This window comes from Kitasatospora mediocidica KCTC 9733, assembly GCF_000744225.1.
Lineage (GTDB): Bacteria > Actinomycetota > Actinomycetes > Streptomycetales > Streptomycetaceae > Kitasatospora > Kitasatospora mediocidica.
The window spans coordinates 1,105,503-1,121,525 of the sequence record NZ_JQLN01000004.1; the positions used below are offsets into that span (position 1 = coordinate 1,105,503).

At 70.3% G+C, this 16,023-nt stretch carries 21 protein-coding genes; 13 read left to right on the forward strand and 8 right to left on the reverse strand.

Annotated elements, in window-relative coordinates; genetic code table 11:
• Positions 1 to 155: 155 nt before the first annotated feature.
• From BS80_RS12005 to BS80_RS12015, 3 genes are read right to left on the reverse strand one after another with little or no spacing between them, the layout of a single operon-like run.
• Entirely contained in the window at positions 156 to 1,757 is a 1,602-nt protein-coding gene (locus BS80_RS12005; protein ID WP_035796312.1) for a PH domain-containing protein, read from the reverse strand.
• On the reverse strand, positions 1,754 to 2,266 hold the full coding sequence (locus BS80_RS12010; RefSeq protein WP_035796315.1) for a PH domain-containing protein: 513 nt from the start codon (positions 2,264 to 2,266) through the stop codon (positions 1,754 to 1,756). Before BS80_RS12010 ends, BS80_RS12005 begins: the two co-directional genes overlap by 4 nt.
• 49 nt (positions 2,267 to 2,315) lie before the next feature.
• Positions 2,316 to 2,870 (reverse strand): hypothetical protein, encoded by a 555-nt coding sequence (locus BS80_RS12015; RefSeq protein ID WP_035796317.1) that lies wholly within the window; start codon positions 2,868 to 2,870, stop codon positions 2,316 to 2,318.
• Between the two features lie 150 nt (positions 2,871 to 3,020).
• On the opposite strand from BS80_RS12015, the gene BS80_RS12020 reads away from it, so the two are divergent.
• Positions 3,021 to 4,268, forward strand: a complete 1,248-nt coding sequence (locus BS80_RS12020; protein WP_035796319.1) for a sensor histidine kinase — start codon at positions 3,021 to 3,023, stop codon at positions 4,266 to 4,268.
• A complete protein-coding gene (locus tag BS80_RS12025) occupies positions 4,261 to 4,929 on the forward strand; it encodes a response regulator transcription factor (protein ID WP_051966494.1) in 669 nt (222 codons plus the stop codon). The genes BS80_RS12020 and BS80_RS12025 overlap by 8 nt, the downstream gene beginning before the upstream one ends.
• Before the next feature lie 81 nt (positions 4,930 to 5,010).
• On the opposite strand, the gene BS80_RS12030 is transcribed toward BS80_RS12025, so the two are convergent.
• Positions 5,011 to 5,757, reverse strand: coding sequence for a thioesterase II family protein (locus BS80_RS12030; protein ID WP_035796322.1), 747 nt, complete (start codon positions 5,755 to 5,757; stop codon positions 5,011 to 5,013).
• A 265-nt stretch (positions 5,758 to 6,022) separates the two neighbouring features.
• On the opposite strand from BS80_RS12030, the gene BS80_RS12035 reads away from it, so the two are divergent.
• The 3 genes from BS80_RS12035 (at position 6,023) to BS80_RS40670 (ending at position 8,485) form a co-directional block, all read left to right on the forward strand.
• Entirely contained in the window at positions 6,023 to 7,441 is a 1,419-nt protein-coding gene (locus tag BS80_RS12035) for a class I adenylate-forming enzyme family protein (RefSeq protein WP_035796324.1), read from the forward strand.
• On the forward strand, positions 7,438 to 8,223 hold the full coding sequence (locus tag BS80_RS12040) for a carbon-nitrogen hydrolase family protein (RefSeq protein ID WP_035796325.1): 786 nt from the start codon (positions 7,438 to 7,440) through the stop codon (positions 8,221 to 8,223). Before BS80_RS12035 ends, BS80_RS12040 begins: the two co-directional genes overlap by 4 nt.
• 91 nt (positions 8,224 to 8,314) lie before the next feature.
• Complete coding sequence (locus BS80_RS40670) at positions 8,315 to 8,485, forward strand: hypothetical protein (RefSeq protein ID WP_157536174.1); 171 nt, start codon at positions 8,315 to 8,317, stop codon at positions 8,483 to 8,485.
• Positions 8,486 to 8,509: 24 nt separating this feature from the next.
• On the opposite strand, the gene BS80_RS12045 is transcribed toward BS80_RS40670, so the two are convergent.
• From BS80_RS12045 to BS80_RS12060, 4 genes are all read right to left on the reverse strand, one after another.
• On the reverse strand, positions 8,510 to 9,004 hold the full coding sequence (locus BS80_RS12045) for a hypothetical protein (protein WP_035796326.1): 495 nt from the start codon (positions 9,002 to 9,004) through the stop codon (positions 8,510 to 8,512).
• A 15-nt stretch (positions 9,005 to 9,019) separates the two neighbouring features.
• Positions 9,020 to 10,579: a recombinase family protein gene (locus BS80_RS12050; protein WP_051966495.1), complete on the reverse strand. Its 1,560-nt coding sequence runs from the start codon at positions 10,577 to 10,579 to the stop codon at positions 9,020 to 9,022.
• 17 nt (positions 10,580 to 10,596) lie between these two features.
• A complete protein-coding gene (locus BS80_RS12055; RefSeq protein WP_035796328.1) occupies positions 10,597 to 11,115 on the reverse strand; it encodes a hypothetical protein in 519 nt (172 codons plus the stop codon).
• A gap of 73 nt (positions 11,116 to 11,188) precedes the next feature.
• Positions 11,189 to 11,629: a helix-turn-helix domain-containing protein gene (locus BS80_RS12060; protein ID WP_035796329.1), complete on the reverse strand. Its 441-nt coding sequence runs from the start codon at positions 11,627 to 11,629 to the stop codon at positions 11,189 to 11,191.
• Between the two features lie 254 nt (positions 11,630 to 11,883).
• Here BS80_RS12060 and BS80_RS12065 point away from each other — a divergent pair, with 254 nt between their 5' ends.
• The 8 genes from BS80_RS12065 (at position 11,884) to BS80_RS12100 (ending at position 15,975) form a co-directional block, all read left to right on the forward strand.
• On the forward strand, positions 11,884 to 12,105 hold the full coding sequence (locus BS80_RS12065) for a helix-turn-helix domain-containing protein (protein WP_035796332.1): 222 nt from the start codon (positions 11,884 to 11,886) through the stop codon (positions 12,103 to 12,105).
• Positions 12,102 to 12,320, forward strand: coding sequence for a hypothetical protein (locus BS80_RS12070; protein ID WP_035796335.1), 219 nt, complete (start codon positions 12,102 to 12,104; stop codon positions 12,318 to 12,320). The genes BS80_RS12065 and BS80_RS12070 overlap by 4 nt, the downstream gene beginning before the upstream one ends.
• Complete coding sequence (locus tag BS80_RS12075; RefSeq protein ID WP_035796337.1) at positions 12,317 to 12,655, forward strand: GIY-YIG nuclease family protein; 339 nt, start codon at positions 12,317 to 12,319, stop codon at positions 12,653 to 12,655. The genes BS80_RS12070 and BS80_RS12075 overlap by 4 nt, the downstream gene beginning before the upstream one ends.
• Positions 12,656 to 12,752: 97 nt before the next feature.
• The gene (locus tag BS80_RS12080; protein WP_035796339.1) at positions 12,753 to 13,067 is read left to right on the forward strand and encodes a hypothetical protein; all 315 of its coding nucleotides are present in this window, start codon (positions 12,753 to 12,755) and stop codon (positions 13,065 to 13,067) included.
• On the forward strand, positions 13,064 to 13,249 hold the full coding sequence (locus BS80_RS40675) for a hypothetical protein (protein WP_157536176.1): 186 nt from the start codon (positions 13,064 to 13,066) through the stop codon (positions 13,247 to 13,249). Before BS80_RS12080 ends, BS80_RS40675 begins: the two co-directional genes overlap by 4 nt.
• Before the next feature lie 355 nt (positions 13,250 to 13,604).
• Positions 13,605 to 13,973 carry a hypothetical protein gene (locus BS80_RS12090; RefSeq protein ID WP_035796343.1) on the forward strand — a complete coding sequence of 123 codons (369 nt, stop codon included), beginning with the start codon at positions 13,605 to 13,607 and terminating at the stop codon, positions 13,971 to 13,973.
• Positions 13,970 to 14,872 carry a hypothetical protein gene (locus BS80_RS12095; RefSeq protein WP_035796346.1) on the forward strand — a complete coding sequence of 301 codons (903 nt, stop codon included), beginning with the start codon at positions 13,970 to 13,972 and terminating at the stop codon, positions 14,870 to 14,872. Before BS80_RS12090 ends, BS80_RS12095 begins: the two co-directional genes overlap by 4 nt.
• Positions 14,872 to 15,975 (forward strand): recombination directionality factor, encoded by a 1,104-nt coding sequence (locus BS80_RS12100; RefSeq protein ID WP_035796349.1) that lies wholly within the window; start codon positions 14,872 to 14,874, stop codon positions 15,973 to 15,975. The genes BS80_RS12095 and BS80_RS12100 overlap by 1 nt, the downstream gene beginning before the upstream one ends.
• Positions 15,976 to 16,023: the final 48 nt, after the last annotated feature.

Genomic DNA, 16,023 nt, shown 5'->3' on the forward strand with positions numbered 1-16,023 from the left:
CCTGGCATACGGGAAGGGGCTCGGGGAACCCCTTCAAACCCCCTACGGACCCCTAGCGTTCCTCGGTGTCCGGGCACTGCGGCGCGACTCGGAATATCCGTGCGCAATTCACCAGAATGCCCGAGGATTCCGGTGCGGGCAAGGAGTTCCGGGAATTACCTCACCGACACCCCCGCAGCCCCCTCGACCCGCTCGACGAACGGCGCGAGCAGCCCGGGCACCGCCTCCTCGGCGAGGAGCAGTCCAGCCCCCACCGGCAGGTCGCGCACCTGGTAGATCCCCTCACCGGCGGCGGTGGTGGCGCCGAGGGTGAGCAGTCCGGCCCGGCGCTGGAAGACCGACCGCGAGACCCGCCAGCCGATGATCCCGTCCCGCTGCAGCGCGACGGTGCGGCGCGCGAAGGTGCCGGAGCGGGCCACCAGGTAGCGCCCGCGAACGGCGTGCCCGAGCGCGCGGTAGGCGTCCCGGGCGAGTGCCACCGCGACCGGCAGCAGCACCACGGCGGTGACCCCGGCGGTGACCAGGAGCGCCGGGCCGAGCCACAGCCCCAGGCCCAGCGGGACGGCGGCGATCAGCAGCACCGCCGTCAGCGCGCGATTCGTCCGGCGCCGCAGGGCGACGCGCGGATGCGCGGTGAGCCCGTCCCCGGCCATCAGTCCCGCACCCGTAGCCGTGGCCGACCCCGACCGCGCGCCCGGGTCCTGCGCCAACACCTCGGCGGCCACCCGCAGCGCCTGCGCGCGCGGCGCCGGCGGTGTCAGGGCGCGGCGCCTGCGGTTGTCCTCCCGGTCGCCCAGGCCGCTCGCGATCGCGTTGGTCCGGGCCCCGCCGGCCCAGCGCAGCGGGATCGCCTCGACCAACTCCACGCCGCGCAGCCGCCGTTCCTCGATGCTGACCGAACGGGTGACCAGCAGGCCGCGCCGGACCAGGAGCATCCCGCCGTCCTCGCGCCGCAGTTGGTAGCCCGACCAGTTCTCGATGTAGACGGCGGTGGCGCCGACGGTGCCGAACACCACGACGATCAGCAGGGCGACCAGGATCCCGAACCAGAGCGGAACCGAGCCGAAGCGGGCCTCGACGTCCTTGACCACGCCGAGTTTCAGCGGATCGACGTGCATCTCGTGCAGCGTCCGGTAGACGCTGCCGGCGACCAGGAAGACGCCGCCGACGCCCCAGACGGTCAGCGGGCCGTAGCGCAGCCAGGACCAGTCCAGCTCGCAGATCGGGCCGTCCTGGTCGGCGGGCAGCTGCCGCCCCCGGGCGGCGTCGCGGGCCGCGACGAGCCGGCGGCGCAGCTCGGCGGCGTCCGCGGTGGCGATGCCCTCCAGCTCCAGCCGACGGCCGGCGGTGGAGCCCTGGTCGCCGGTGCCGATCCGCACGGTGGTCAGGCCGAAGAGCCGGTGCACGGGGTTGGCCGTCAGGTCCACGCTGCGGATCCGCTCGATCGGCGCGGAGCGGTGGCTGCGGAAGAACAGCCCGGAGCGCATCTCGATGCGCTCGTCGGTGACCCGGTAGCGGGTGGTGAACAGCCGCATCAGGCTGATCCCGCAGACGACCAGGAAGGTGCTGAACAGCGATCCGAGGGTGATCAGGATCTGCAGGTTGGCCCGGCCGCCGTTGGCCGCCAGGGCGGCGGCGAGGGTGGCCACCGGCGCGGCCAGGATGGCCAGGTTGACCAGTACCAGCCGTCCGCTCAGCCGCCCCCACGCGGGGCCGGTGTCCTGGGCCGCCTGCCGGGCGTCGGTCCCGGCGCTCATGTGGCGTCCTGCTCGGCGCCCTGCGGGGCGGCCTGGGCGGACCGGGTCAGCCGCTCCACCAGGTCACCGGCGACCTGGTGGTCCAGGCCCTTGATCTTCACCGCGCCCGAGGCGGAGGCGGTGGTCACGGTCACCCCGGAGAGCCCGAAGAGCTGCTGGAGCGGCCCGCGCAGGGTGTCGACGGTCTGCACCCGCGACAGCGGGACCACCCGCCAGTGCTGCCAGAGCCAGCCGGACGCGGCGTACACGGCGTCGTCGGTGGTCTCCCAGCGGTGCACCCGGTAGCGCCAGACCGGCATCACGCCCATGTACAGCAGGCCGGGCAGCAGGGCGATCAGGGTGGCCCAGCCGAAGAACGTACGGGTGGGCGCGATGGTGAGGCAGAGGATCCCGAAGGTGATCGGGAGTGGCAGGGCGAACAGCGAGGCCTGCAGCGTCCACCAGCCGATGGCCCGGGGCTCGACGCGGTGGCGGGGCGGCCGCAGCCGCACGACGTGATTGTTTTCCACTGTTTGCCCTTGCTCTCGCACCATGGTCAGGAATTGACGGGTCGCAGCCTCAGCGCGTAGCGCCCGCGCCCGCGCCCGCACCGACCTCGGCGGCCGCGGGCCGCTCGGCGCGCAGCCGGCGCATCTTGGCCAGCAGGACGGCCGTACGGGTCAGCACCATGGCCAGCGACATGAAGACGAAGGTGTTGGCGTAGCTGGCGCTGCCGCTGATCTTGTAGTCGATCGAGAAGCGCACCAGGTCGGCGGTGAACCAGTGGTCCGCGCCGTACGCGAAGCTCACCCGCCCGGCGGAGAGCACGATCCACACCAGCGCGTAGCCGATGCCGCCGACCGTGCTGAAGCCACCGTCCTCGTCCCGGAAGGCGGGCAGCAGCGCGCCGGCGACCAGGCCGCAGATCACGCCCACACCCACACCCACGAGCTGGAGCGACAGGTCGTTCCCCTGGTGCGGGAAGGAGTGCACGAAGATCGCGATGATCACCGCGACCGCGATCACCGAGCGCAGCATCCGCATCGTGGTGATCTTGCGGCGACCGATGTCCGTCGCCAGGATGACGATCAGAATCGTGCCGCTCGCGATGAGCGCGGAGACGAACTGGCTCACGGACAACCACCCCTGGTGTTGACGATGTCTCCGGAACACTGCACGGCCCGGCTGTTGTCCACGCTAGGCCGCCGCGCACCCCCGCCGGGACGACCGACCGGTGGGTTCCGCTGTCCACCGACCGGTGGACACCGTGGTAGGACTGGTGTCGTGCTCAGTGACACCCAGCAGGACCCGCATCAGGCCGGCGCCTACTACGGACCCGAGTCGGGCAACCGCTGGTTCGGGCTCTGGGACGGCTTCTTCGCGGTCTCCTACCTCGTCACCGCCGTCGTGCTGTTCACCGCCGACGACCAACAGCTGCACCACGCCGTCGCGATCGGCGCGCTGACGCTGATGGTGCCCTGGTACGCGGCGCTGGGCCGGCCGCTGATGATCAACGACACCGAGTCCGGGCCGAAGGGCCTGGTCTTCGCCGGCGTCCTGCTGCTGCTGTTCGCGGTGATCACCGCGTGCAACCTGGCGGGGTCCTTCGCGATGTTCGCCGTGGGCCCGATGCTGATCATGAGTCTGCCGATGGCGTCGGCCGTCGTGCTGGTGCTGGCGGCCAACCTCTGGCCGGTGCTGGTGGTCTGGGTGTACGGCGACGACCTCGGCGTGGACGTGCTCTCGGTGCTGCCGGTCGCGTTGCTGAGCATCGCGCTGTCGCTGCTGCTGGGGCTCTGGATCACCCGGGTGGTGCGGCAGAGCAAGGAGCGCGGCGGACTCGTCGAGGACCTGCGGCGCAGCCGGGAGCGGGTGGCCCGGCTCTCCCACGAGGCCGGCATCTCCGCCGAGCGTGAGCGGCTGGCCCGGGAGATCCACGACACCCTGGCCCAGGGCCTGACCAGCATCATCGGCCTGGTGCAGGCGGCCGAGTCGGAGCTGGACCACGCCCCGCAACTGGCCCACACCCACCTGGCGCTGGCCGGGCGGGTGGCCAAGGACTCGCTGGCCGAGGCGCGCGACTTCGTCGCCGCGCTGACCCCGCCCACGTTGCGCGGCAGTTCCCTGGTGCAGGCGGTGCGCCGGCAGGCCGACGGGCTGGTGGCCGAGACCGGCCTGGACGTCCGCTGCACGGTGGAGGGCACGGAACGGGAACTGCCGATGACCGCCAGCGTCGTACTGCTGCGCTCGGTGCAGGAGGCGATGGCCAACGTCCGCAAGCACGCCGCCCGGGCCCGCACGGTGGACGTGGTGGTGGCCTACCAGGACGACGCCGTACGTCTGCTGGTCCGCGACGACGGCCCGGGGTTCACGCCGGACGGCCGCCAACAGGGCTACGGGCTGCGCGGGATGCAGGCCCGGGCCGAGGAGATCAGCGGCACGGCGACCGTGCGCAGCCGCCCGGGCAAGGGCACCACGATCGAGGTGACGGTGCCGCTGGGCCCGTCGGACGCGGAGGCAGTCGATGAGTGACGAGGCTCGTACGGAGGACGACCGCGGCGAGCCCGCGGGCCGGCCGATCGGGGTCCTGCTGGCCGACGACCACCCGGTGGTCCGGGCGGGTCTGAGCGCCATGCTGGAGTCGGCCGACGGCATCAGCGTCGTCGGGCAGGCGGGTTCGGGCGAGGAGGCGGTCGCCCAGGCCGTCGCGCTGCGGCCGGACATCGTCCTGCTGGACCTGCGGATGGGCGCGATGGACGGCGTGGCCGCCACCGGGCAGATCCTGCGCCAGTCGCCGGGCAGCCGGGTGGTCATCGTGACCACGTACGAGGACGACGCGGACATCCTGCGCGCGGTGGAGGCGGGCGCGTCGGGCTACCTGCTGAAGGGCAGTTCGCGCCAGGAGCTGATCGACGCGGTCCAGACGGCGGCCCGGGGCGAAACCGTGCTGACGCCGTCGCTGGCCGGCAAGCTGTTCCGGGCCCGGGGCGTGAGTCCGGTCGCGCTGTCGGGGCGGGAGTGCGAGGTACTGCGGCTGGTCAGCCAGGGCAAGACCAACGCCGACATCGGCGTCGAACTGTTCATCGGCGAGGCGACGGTGAAGACCCATCTGCTGCGCGCGTTCCGCAAGCTCGGGGTGTCCGACCGGACGGCCGCGGTGATGACGGCGCTGGAGCGCGGCCTGCTCTCCTGACCCACCGCCCGGGCCCGGGCAGCACTTCGCCCCGCCGCAGCGCACGACGGGGCGAAGCCACCGGACGACTCTCCACCGCCGCTACAGCGCGGCGGAGACGATCTTGAGCACCTGCGGCTGGTGGTTGGCCAGGAAGAAGTGCCCGCCCGAGAAGGTGTGCAGCTCGAAGGCACCGGTGGTGTGCCCGCGCCACGCCTCGGCCTCCTCCGCGCTGGTGCGCGGGTCGTCCGCGCCGGTCAGCACGGTGATCGGCGCGCGCACGGTGGCGCCGGGCTCGCCGCGGTAGGTCTCGGCGGCCGTGTAGTCGCTGCGGATCGCGGGCATCACCATACGCAGGATCTCCTCGTCGCCGAGGACCCGCGCGTCGGTGCCGCTGAGGATCTTCATCTCGGCCACGATGCCGTCGTCGTCGCGCAGGTGGACGTTCTCGTCACGGTGCCGGGAGGGCGCCCGGCGGCCCGAGGCGAAGAGCGCGACCGGGGTGAACTCCGGGTCGTCGCGCTCCAGACGGCGCGCCACCTCGAAGGCGAGGGTGGCGCCCAGGCTGTGCCCGAAGAGCGCGACCGGCAGGTCGAGCCACGGCTTCAGCTCGGCGGCGATGGCGTCCGCGTACTCCTCGACGCTCTCGATCCGCGGGTCCAACCGCCGCTCCTGGCGCCCCGGGTACTGCAGGGAGACGACGTCGACGGCCGGGGAGAGCGCCTGCGACATCGGGAAGTAGAACGGTGCCGAGCCGCCCGCGTGCGGCAGGCAGACCAGGCGGACCCTGCTCTGCGGTGCCGGGTGGAACCGGCGCACCCAACGGCTGTTCTCTCGCTGCTCACCCATAGTCGCGCACGGTCTTTCCCTCGAATTCGGACATGAGCCATGTCTAACACGGCAGTTGAACGAAGGGGTACCCCTATCGGCCCGGCCCGGCCGACCCGGCCCGCCCAACACCGGCGCAGCGCGCGGCGACCGGTGCAGGACCGGATGCAAGACAGGGGGCCTAGGGGGCGGGTTAAGGGTTCCCGGCCCGGGCAGCGCTGCCTAGCGTCCTCTCCAGGTGCCCCCGCCGGAGCCGTCCGGCACGAGGAAGGAAACCGTGCCTCCGATGACCGCGAAGATCTTTGCCACCGACTCGGTACGGACTCTCGCCGAATTCGAACAGGACGCGCTGCGCATCGCCGACGTACTGCGCGAGCACGGCGTCGGACCCGGCCAGCGTGTGATGCTCAAGGCCGGCAACTCCGCCGCCTGGCTCGGCACCCTGTTCGGCCTGATGCACGTGGGCGCCTCGATCGTCCTGGTCGACCAGCAGGAGCACGTCGAGGAGACCCGCCGGATCGCCCTGCGCACCGGCGTCAAGGCCGTCTTCGTCGACGACGACGCGCCGGTGGACGACGACCTGGACCCCATCCACCTGTACGAGCTGCTGGTCGCCGCGGCCGGGCGCGTCGTCGAGGACGAGCGCCTGTCCTTCGAGACCTGGGGCGCGCTCACCGACGGCCTGATCATGTGGACCTCCGGCTCGACCGGCGCGCCCAAGGGCGTCGTGAAGTCGGGCGACAAGTTCCTGCGCAACCTGGAGCGCAACGCCGCCCAGGTCGGCCACCGGGCGGACGACGTCCTGCTGCCGCTGCTGCCGTTCTCCCACCAGTACGGCCTGTCCATGGTGCTGATCGCCTGGCTGAGCCGGTGCTCGCTGGTGGTCGCCCCCTACCGCCGGCTCGACCGGGCGCTGCGGATGGCCGGCGAGACCGGCAGCACCGTGATCGACGCGACCCCGGCGAGCTACCGCAGCATGCTCAACCTGGTCACCCGCAAGCCCGACCTGCGCGCGCACCTGGAGCAGGTCCGGATGTTCTGCGTCGGGGCAGCGCCGCTGGACGGGCCGCTGGTCGAGCGCTACGTCGAGGAGTTCGGCCTCCCGCTGCTGGACAGCTACGGCAGCACCGAACTGGGCAACATCGCCTTCGCCACCCTGGAGAACCCGGTCTCCTGCGGACGGGCCATGGACGGCATCCGGCTGCGGATCGTCGACGACGAGGGCCGCACGGTGGCGGCCGGCGAGCCGGGCGAGATCGAGGTCCACACCCCGGACGCCATGGAGGGCCACCTCGGCGAGGACGGCGCCCTGCAGCCCGCCCCCACCGGCTGGCAGCAGACCGGCGACCTCGGGCATCTGGACGCCGACGGCAACCTGTTCGTGCTGGGCCGCAAGTTCGCCGTCCACCGGATGGGCTACACGCTCTACCCGGAGCTGATCGAGCGCAAGGCGGCCGCATCCGGCTGCTCGACCAGGGTGGTGGCGCTGCCGGACGAGCGGCGCGGCGCGCAGCTGGTCTTCTTCGTGGAGGACGAGCAGGGCCGCGAGGCGGGCTACTGGCGCGAGGTGCTGAACGACCTGCTGCCGGCCTACGAGCGACCCAACCAGGTCACCGTACTGGACAGTTTCCCGCTGAACCGCAACGGTAAGCCCGACAAGCGGAAGCTGGAGCAGCTGGCCCGACCGGAGGAGAACAACCAGTGAGGATCGCCTGCTGGCAGGCCGCGTGCGAGGCACCGGGCCTCCCGCGCTTCCTGGAGCGCCTGCGGGCCGTGGCGCGCCGGGCGGCCGACGCGGGCGCGGAGCTGCTGATCACCCCCGAGATGTCGGTGGGCGGCTACCCGCTGCGCCCCGCCACCCTGGCGGAGGCCGCCGGACCACTGGACGGACCGCAGTGCGAGGCGGTCTCCGCCATCGCCCGGGAGTTCGGGATCGCGCTGGTGCACGGCTGGCCGGAGTCCGACGGCCCGGACGTGTACAACTCGGCCCGGCTGGTCGACCCGCACGGCACCACGCTGGCCTCCTACCGCAAGGCGCACCTCTTCGGCGACGTGGACCGCACCTGGTTCGCCCCCGGCGCCGACGGCGTCGTCCAGGCGTCCCTGGGCGGCCTGACGGTGGGTCTGCTGATCTGCTACGACGTGGAGTTCCCGGAGGCCGTACGGGCCCACGCGCTGGCCGGGACCGACCTGCTGGTCGTCCCGACCGCGCTGATGCAGCCGTGGGAGTTCATCCCGCGCACGATCGTCCCGGCCCGCGCCTTCGAGAGCCAGCTCTTCATCGCCTACACCAACTGGATCGGCGAACGCCACGGCCTGCGCTTCTCCGGCCTCACCACCGTCGCCGCCCCCGACGGCACCCGCACGGTCCTGGAAGCCCCCCGCGAAGACCTCCTCATCACCGAGGTCGACCCCGCAGTCATCACCGCCGCCCGCAAAGCCACCCCCTACCTGACCGACCGCCGCCCCGACCTCTACACCCCCTGACGGCAGCGGGATTCCCTGCTACCTGATGCCCGCTCACCTGGCCTTCTCCCGTGGAGTGCGCGGACGATCCAGTGGTGGGAGTGGACGTTCGATGGTGCCAGAGCTCGCGGGTGTCTGGGTGGCGGGTCTGGCGGCCGCCCGGCGGAAGCCGCCGCCGGTGGAGGTCGCATGGGGGCTGCGGGTCGACGAGCGCGGCGCCCACACCGCCGTCCTGACCGTGCGGGAGTGGATGGAACGGATGGGTGCTGGTGCGGCCTCGTGACGCGTCTGGGCCTCGGGGCAGCCCTCACACGCGGTCTCCGGCGCCCAGCACCCCCGCCGCGTCCCCGGTGCCGCGGGCGGGACCGCTTCGCGCGGGACCGGGGATGCGGATCTCCCCCGAGGCGCTCACCGCCTCCGGCGCCGCGGTGTTCAGGCGGCCGAGGCCGCTGCGGGTGGCGGCCAGCACCACGCGGTCGCCGGGCGCGAGGCCGCGGCTGCGGTCGGCGTAGCCCCACTGGTAGCTGTCCGGCTGACGGGCCAGGCGCACCGCGAGCACCCGCAGGCCGCCGAGCGCCTCGATGTCGTTGCGGCTCATCCCGACCAGCGCGCCGCCGTCCTCCGCCGTCAGCTCGGCGATCAGCAGTACGTGCCGGTAGACCGAGAGCGTGCCCAGCACCTCACGGCCCATCAGCGCAGCCGCGAAGGCCGGCGCGGCCAGGTAGGAGACCGAGCGGGAGGCGACGTTGCCCAGCGTCGCGTAGACGTGTTGGGCGAAGTCGTCGTCTGACAGCTTCTGCATTGGATGTTGGCGTTGCTAGTCGACTTCCCAGGCCGGGATCACACTGACCCGCCGCCCAGGCAGTACCTCCAGGCGCCCCACGATCTTCCGCAGCAAGGCGTTGGCTCGGCCAGGAGCCAGCGTGTCCCACTCCTCCAGCAGACCTATCGCAATGGGCTGCGCCGCGGAGCGGCTCATCGCCGCTTTCTCCTCCGGGGACGGCGTGTCCAGCACGAAAAGCCTCTCGGCCGCCGCAGACTTCTCCGCCCGGAGCCCTGCAAGGGTCGCGAGGTACTCACGCTCCAACGTGCCATCAGCGTCGTCGAGTTCAGACATGGCATACGTGCGCATGTGCTTGGCCACCGCCCGCTCGATCCGCTGCACCTCCTGCTGAGCCGCCGCACGCCTGCGCTCGAACGAGGCCGCAGGGTCGGGGATCACCCGGCCGGCGGAAAGCGTGCGAGCCTCGTCGCTCACCTCGCCCGTGATCTTCTTGAGCCACCTGAGGAGCGCCTCGTCCCCCACGTTCACCGGACAAGTCCTGAAGCCCACGCAGACCGTGGTTCCCTTGCGCGATCGTTGGTCGCAGATGAAGTAGGAATTTCCGTGGACCACGACGCGTCGCGTAGACCCGGAGCAGAGCCCGCAGCGGGCCAGGCCGCTGAGCGGGTAGGCCGCGGCGCGGTTCTTCGGGGCTGCGGTCCGCGTGAAGTTTCGGCGCTCCTGGTACTGCTGCCAGAGTTCGGGGCTGATGATCGGGGGGTGGCCCTTGGTCGGATGCCGGTAGAGGTGGTGGTTCGGGCATCGGCTCAGGTAGGGCTCGGTCTTGCATGCGTCGTCGTGGACACGCAGGTAGCCGGCCGCGAACCCGGAGTCCATGTAGATGCACAAACTGCGGTCGTTCCAGATCTTGTTGTGTGACGTTCGGATGCCGGCGGCGTTGAGACGGGCGGCCAGAACGTTGAAGCCGTCGCCAGCAACGTAGCCCTGGAAGAGATCTGCGACGAGACCCTTCGACTCCGGGTCGGGCTCGTAGTGCTCGTCCTGGAGTGTGACCGACCCGTCGGGGGCGTAGACCCTGCGGGGGTGCCAGATGTATCCAAAGCGACGTCCGCCCGTGGCGGGCAGCCCTTGTTCTCGGCGCCAGTGGTGGGTCTCGGACCATTGCTCTCCGGCGCGCTTGCTCTCGAATGTGGCGACACTGAAGATGACGTCGCGTTGGAACCATCCGGTGGCGGTGGTGGCGTCTAGGTCTTCGGTGGCAGAGAGCAGTTGGCCGCCCGCTTGTTCGATGCGTGCGAGGTTGATCTCGATGCCGGTCCTGGTCCGGCCGAACCTGGAGTACTTCCATACCGCGATGGCCTGCGCCTCGCTGGCTTCGACGCGTTCGATGGCCCTCATGATTTTGCGCTTGAAGTTGCGGCCGGTGGCGTCGAGGTCCTGGACCCAGTCGATGATCTGGTGTCCCGTACGAGCTGCCCACTGGGCGATTGCCGCACGCTGCAGCTCGGGGGAGATCATTTCCTCGCGTGCCATGCTGACGCGGATGTATCCGATCGTCGGGATCAGGTCGTCTGCGAGTTGGACTGAGCGCATCGATTCCCCTTGCTTCCCTACGGCGTGTGCACCCCATGGCCCGCCGCGTTCGGGTTGGATCCTATGGCCGCGCGGGGCATCTGGATGACAACGGCGCCTGTGGTGGGGGCAGTCGGCGGGAGGGCGATGCCTCGCAGGCCGGCATCAAACCCTTGGAGGAATCCCTGGCGCTTGAGGCTGGACTCGCGGTCCTCGACGTCGGCGAGGAGTTCCTCGCGCTCGGCGGCGGCGAGGGCCATCACCCGTGCCGTCTGGGATGCAAGGTAGGCGGCGTTCTCCTGCTCGGCGAGTTCCATGTTGCGGCAAAGCTCCTCGGCTTCGCGGTCGACGAAAGCCTTCGCCACGACGTACCGCATGTGCTCCGCCCGGGTCGCCTTCAGTTCTTCTTGGAGTCGGTCGCGTTCGTGCGAGGTGTCGCGGACGGCGCGGTCGATGACGTTGAGGGCGTAGGAGGTGATGCCGGTGAGGATGAGGGCGAGGCCGGCGACGGCTTGTGTGGGCGTGTGCGCGGGGATGGACGCACTGATGACGGCCACCCCCAGGGGGAGTGATATTCCGGCCAGGAGGGCTCTGTAGGTTCGGGTCGTGCGTTGCAATGCCGTCTCCCCGTTACTGGGCCACCGCGCCCCCTGTCTCACCGTCGGACTCGGCGGGGCGCAGGTGGCGGCGCGTTCGACGGGCCACGTCCCGGAAGAACTGCTCACGCTCGTCCGGGTCGTGGATGCCTAGATCATCCGCTGCCTGCTCGGGGGTGATTGGCTGAGATCGTACGTCCGATCGCTGCATCCGCGTCAGGTATTCGGCGGAAATGATTCCGCTCTCAACCATCATGACGATCGGATCGACGCCGAGCGCCTTGGCGATCGGTTCATAGTACTCGGGGCTGGGGGTTGACTTGGCGTCAAGCCAGCGCGCGACGGTACTCGGCGAGACGCCGACGGCGGTGGCGAGGGCCATGCGGCCGCCTCCGCGCTGCTTGTCGATGTCGAAGCCTTCGGTGGCTCGCATCGTCTTGGCGAGCCAGGCTGCGTACTGCTCGTTGAGTGTCATGCGTTTGTCATCTCTCCCATGGCTGGCAGGATAGCCGACCTGCTGGCGCCTGCGGGAGTAGTTCCACAAACGGAATCATCCAGGTCAGAGCAGAGGCTACAGGCCGCTCGCGGGGTGTACGAGTCGAACAACCGACCCATCTTGGGACATCTCGCTAATTCCTCATGTGGAAATACTTGCGCCATGGGCACTTGAGGCCTAGCGTTGCTCCCATCAACGGAACTACTTCCGAAAACGGGAACAAGAGGTGACGCATGTCCCACCGCCTCAACATCCAGAACCTCCGCGCAGCAGCCGCTGAGGTTGGGGACCTCAGCGACTACGCCATCGCCAAGCGAACCGGCCTCGGCAAGTCGACCGTCTCCCGCCTCGCCAACGGCCTGTGCCAGCCCAACGCCGCAACGCAGAACCGCTTCCTGGACACCTACAAGCTGCCCATCAACAAGCTCATGACCGACGAGCAGGTCGCAGCATGACCACCCGCAAGGAAGCCATCAGTGCAGCCGCTCTGATCCTCGTGCAGGCCCGCGCCGAACGCGACGCTCTCAGTCCCCGCAAGGCCGCCGAGGCCGCCTGGTACCCGGGCCACCGGCTCGGGTCCGTCGAGGCGATCGAGGCCCTGATCATCAGTCAGCGCAAGCAGGTGCTCGCCACCCAGCAGGCCCACACCATCCGTCCGCTCGCCGCGTGAGCAACGAGGACGACGTCAACTACCTGTACGTCATCCGGTTCGCCAACGGCATCGTCAAAGTCGGCCGGACCAACGACATCCGTCGACGGTACAAGGACCACAAGCGGTGGGCCAGACAGTCCGGCACCACCATCGATGAGATCGACTTCAGCTTCCGCTACGGCACCGCCGGCCCCGACGAACGCAGGCTCATCCGCTTCTGCCGGGACCGCTGGGACAACCTCCCGGGCCACACCGAGCACTTCCTGGAAGCGGACTTCGACGAGGTGTTCACGTACTTCAGGGCCTTGGAAAACGTGGCCAGCGCCAGCGGATGGCGCTCCGAGATCAGCTGATCGAAGTAGCGGGCCGCCCCGGTTGCGACCCGGAACGGCCCTCGACCCACCCCACACATCTCTCACGAAAGCGAGGCAGGCCGTGATCACACAGCTTATGCCCCGAACCACCCACCCCCTGCGAGCGACCGCCGGTCCGCTGACTGCGGCGCTGAGTCTGTCCCGCGAGTTCCCGCACCTGCCGGCCACGAGTGTCGAGGCCCGCGGCAGTGGCCTGCTGATCCTGCTGTTCGGCGCCGACGCGGCGCACTACCGCGAGTGGGTCGACGAGTTGCGCCTGACTGAAGAGCCCGTGAGCTGGCACCCGCACCGGGACCGCATGGCGGAGAAGCGTGTCGCGGTCGGCTTGTACGCCGAGGTCGAGCTCCGTGTGATGGCGTACCCGGATGCGGTCGTGGGGGTGGCGTCGTGAACGCGACCATCGAGCACGCTCCGGTGTCTGCTGCGGAGCTCAAGGTTGAGCTGGCTGTGTTCGAGGCGTTCTGCGACCGCTGTGGCAGGAATCCGCAGACGTGGTCGACGCAGACGCGCCGTCAGTACCGGAAGCGGATTGCGAAGTGCCGGAAGTGCGACCGGCGGGGCGGTGCGGCGTGACGCTCATCCTCGCGCGTCGTCGGCGGCACCGCGCGGCGGAACCGGTCGCCGAACCCCACGGCTGTACCTGCCCGTTACGGCATCCGTCGACTGTGGCTGAGCGGGACCGGCTGGAGGCGGCTGTCGCCGGCGCTGACCGTGCCGGGAACGGCTACTTGGCCGGGTGCCTGAGGACGCGCCTGTCGACGCCGTGCCGCACGTGGGAGCCGGCTGCCGCGCTGCTGGCCGGCACGGACTGGCTTGAGGGTCTGGCCGCTGCCGGTCCGCTGTGTCCGTGCGGGTGCGGTCATCCGCCGGAGAAGCACGCGGAGCAGTACACCGTCCCCTCCCCCGCCGCCCCGAAGGAGCTCTCGCCGTGACCGACAAGCCCGTTCTCTCTGCGAAGCCGGATCCGCTGTGGATGCGCGTGATCCTCCACGCCGACGAGGTCCGCAACGACTCGTTCCGTGAGTTGGCGCGGGCCTGGCGGGACAACCCGGACCTGGCGGTCGAGCAGTTGGACCGTCTCGCGGCCGCGGTGGACAGGCCGATCGCCTGGGCGGCCGCGGTTGCGGACATGGAGTGCGACCTGCAGATGGGTCACGCGCAGATCGGCATCGACGAGGAGCAGGCCCGCGGTCTGGCGGACGAGCTGGTCGCCGCGGCGCAGTTGACGTCGAGTGCCCGGATGCGTGCCGAGCGCCTGGTGGTCCTCCCGCACCAGGACCGGAGGCGCGCAGCATGACCACCGCCACTCCCCCCAAGCGCCGCGCCCCCCGCAAGACCACACCCGCGCCCGTCGGCGAAGACCGCATCCCCAAGCCGTCTGCCGGCTGGTACCGCGACAAGGTCACCGGCGCCAAGTACCGCCGCGTGACCACGATCCTTAGCCTCGGATCCACCAAGGGCGATGTTCTTTCCCGCTGGGCCGCCGGCGTCGTCGCGGATACCGCGTTCGCCAATCTCCCGCAGCTCGTTGCTGCATCCCTCCGTCCGGACGAGCGCACCGAGAAGCGGGACTGGCTCAGCCGGGCCGCTCTGCGCAAACGCGACGAGCGTGCCGACGTCGGCAGCGCGGTGCACCGCATCATCGAGGCTCACGTCCTCGGTGAGCCGATCCCGGCCGACTTGGTCGAGGACCCCGAGATGGCCCCATACCTGGCCAACTTCCTTCGGTTCGTGGAGGAGTGGGAGGTTGAGTTCGAGGCGTCCGAGATGGTCGTCGGCAGCCCCGAGTTCGGGTACGCCGGCACCCTCGACTACTTGCTCCGTTCGCCACTCATCGCTTCCGCGCTCGGAGCGGCGACCACCGCCACGTTCATGGGCGACACCAAGACCGGTGGAGAGCTGGACGTTAAGGGCGTCTACCCGGAGGCCGCGCTCCAGATGTCCGCCTACCGCAATGCGGAGATCGCCTGGTTGCGCGACGGCAGCACCGTGCCAATGCCTGCCACCCACTCCACGGGAGTGGTGCTCCACCTGCGCCCTGAGGGCTACCGGCTGATCCCGGTGGTCTGCGACGACCAGGTGTTCGCTCACTTCCGCGTTGTTCAGCAGGCCGCCGAGTGGATGTCCGGCCTGTCCAAGACCGTCGTCGGCGGGGCCCTCTCCCTGCCGGCCAACACCGAGAGGGAGGCCGCCTGATGCCCATCCTTGACCTCCAGCGCCGAATGCGTCAGCTCGGCGAGATCCGCATCGGCCACACCGTCGACACGGGCAAGGTCGACAAGAACGGCAAGGCGATCAAGCGCCCCGCCAAGCTGCAGGCGTTCCGCTTCACCTCCCCGTCGCGGCCCATTCTGGAGCAGGTCGCCGGGCTGTACGGCGGCACCGTGAAGCCGTGGACGCCCGCCAATGGTGGCCCCGCCGAGTTCGAGGTGTACTCCACCGTCGACCGGTTGCCGGTTCTCGTGCCGCCAGCTGATGCCGTATCTCAGTGGTACGAGCTGTATGCCGGGTCGAAGTGCCAGCGCCGTTGCGATGGCGTCACGGAGCACAAGCGTGATCGGCCGTGCATGTGCAACCCCGAGAAGCGGGACTGCTCCATCACCACCCGCGTGAACGTGATGCTGCGTGACCTCCCGGCGCTCGGGCAGTGGCTGCTCGTCTCCAAGGGGTACTACGCCGCAGTGGAGTTGCCGCCCGCCGCTGAACTGCTGGCCCAGGTCGGCGGCTATGTCGCCGGGTGGCTCGGCATGGAAGCGAAGAGTGTCGTCAACGACGAGGGCACCAGGCGGTTCATGGTTCCGACGCTGGACGTGGAGATCACTCCGACGGAGCTGATGTCGGGGCAGATCCGGGGAGCTGCTCAGCAGGTCACTGCCGGGCCGGGGGCAGCTGCGATCGAGGCTGCTCCTACCAGTGTCGCTGTGGTACCCGCAGGGCCGCCGAAGGACTTCCTGATGCTGGCGAAGGAAGCGGCGGACGCCGACGCGGTCGTGGCTGTGTACCGCGAGGCTCAGTCGGCGGGCGCTCCCGCGCAGTATCTCGCGAGCATCAAGGCGATCGGTGAGTCGAAGCGGGCCGCTGACAGGTCTGAGCCGGATGACGTGATCGAGCCGGAGATCGTCAACGACGAGGACCCGACGGAGGTGTGGTTCCAGATCGTCGCCGCGGCTGGCTCGCGGGGTTGGTCGACGGAGCACATCGAGGAGCGGTTCGCGGAGTTCTCCGGCGGGACGATGCCGGGCTCGGCGGAGACCGCGGAGCTGCACCGGTTCCTCGCGCACATGAAGGCCGGCAAGTAGCAGACGGATCGGGGCCGTGCCCGTGGGTAGCAGGCGCGGCCCCACCCC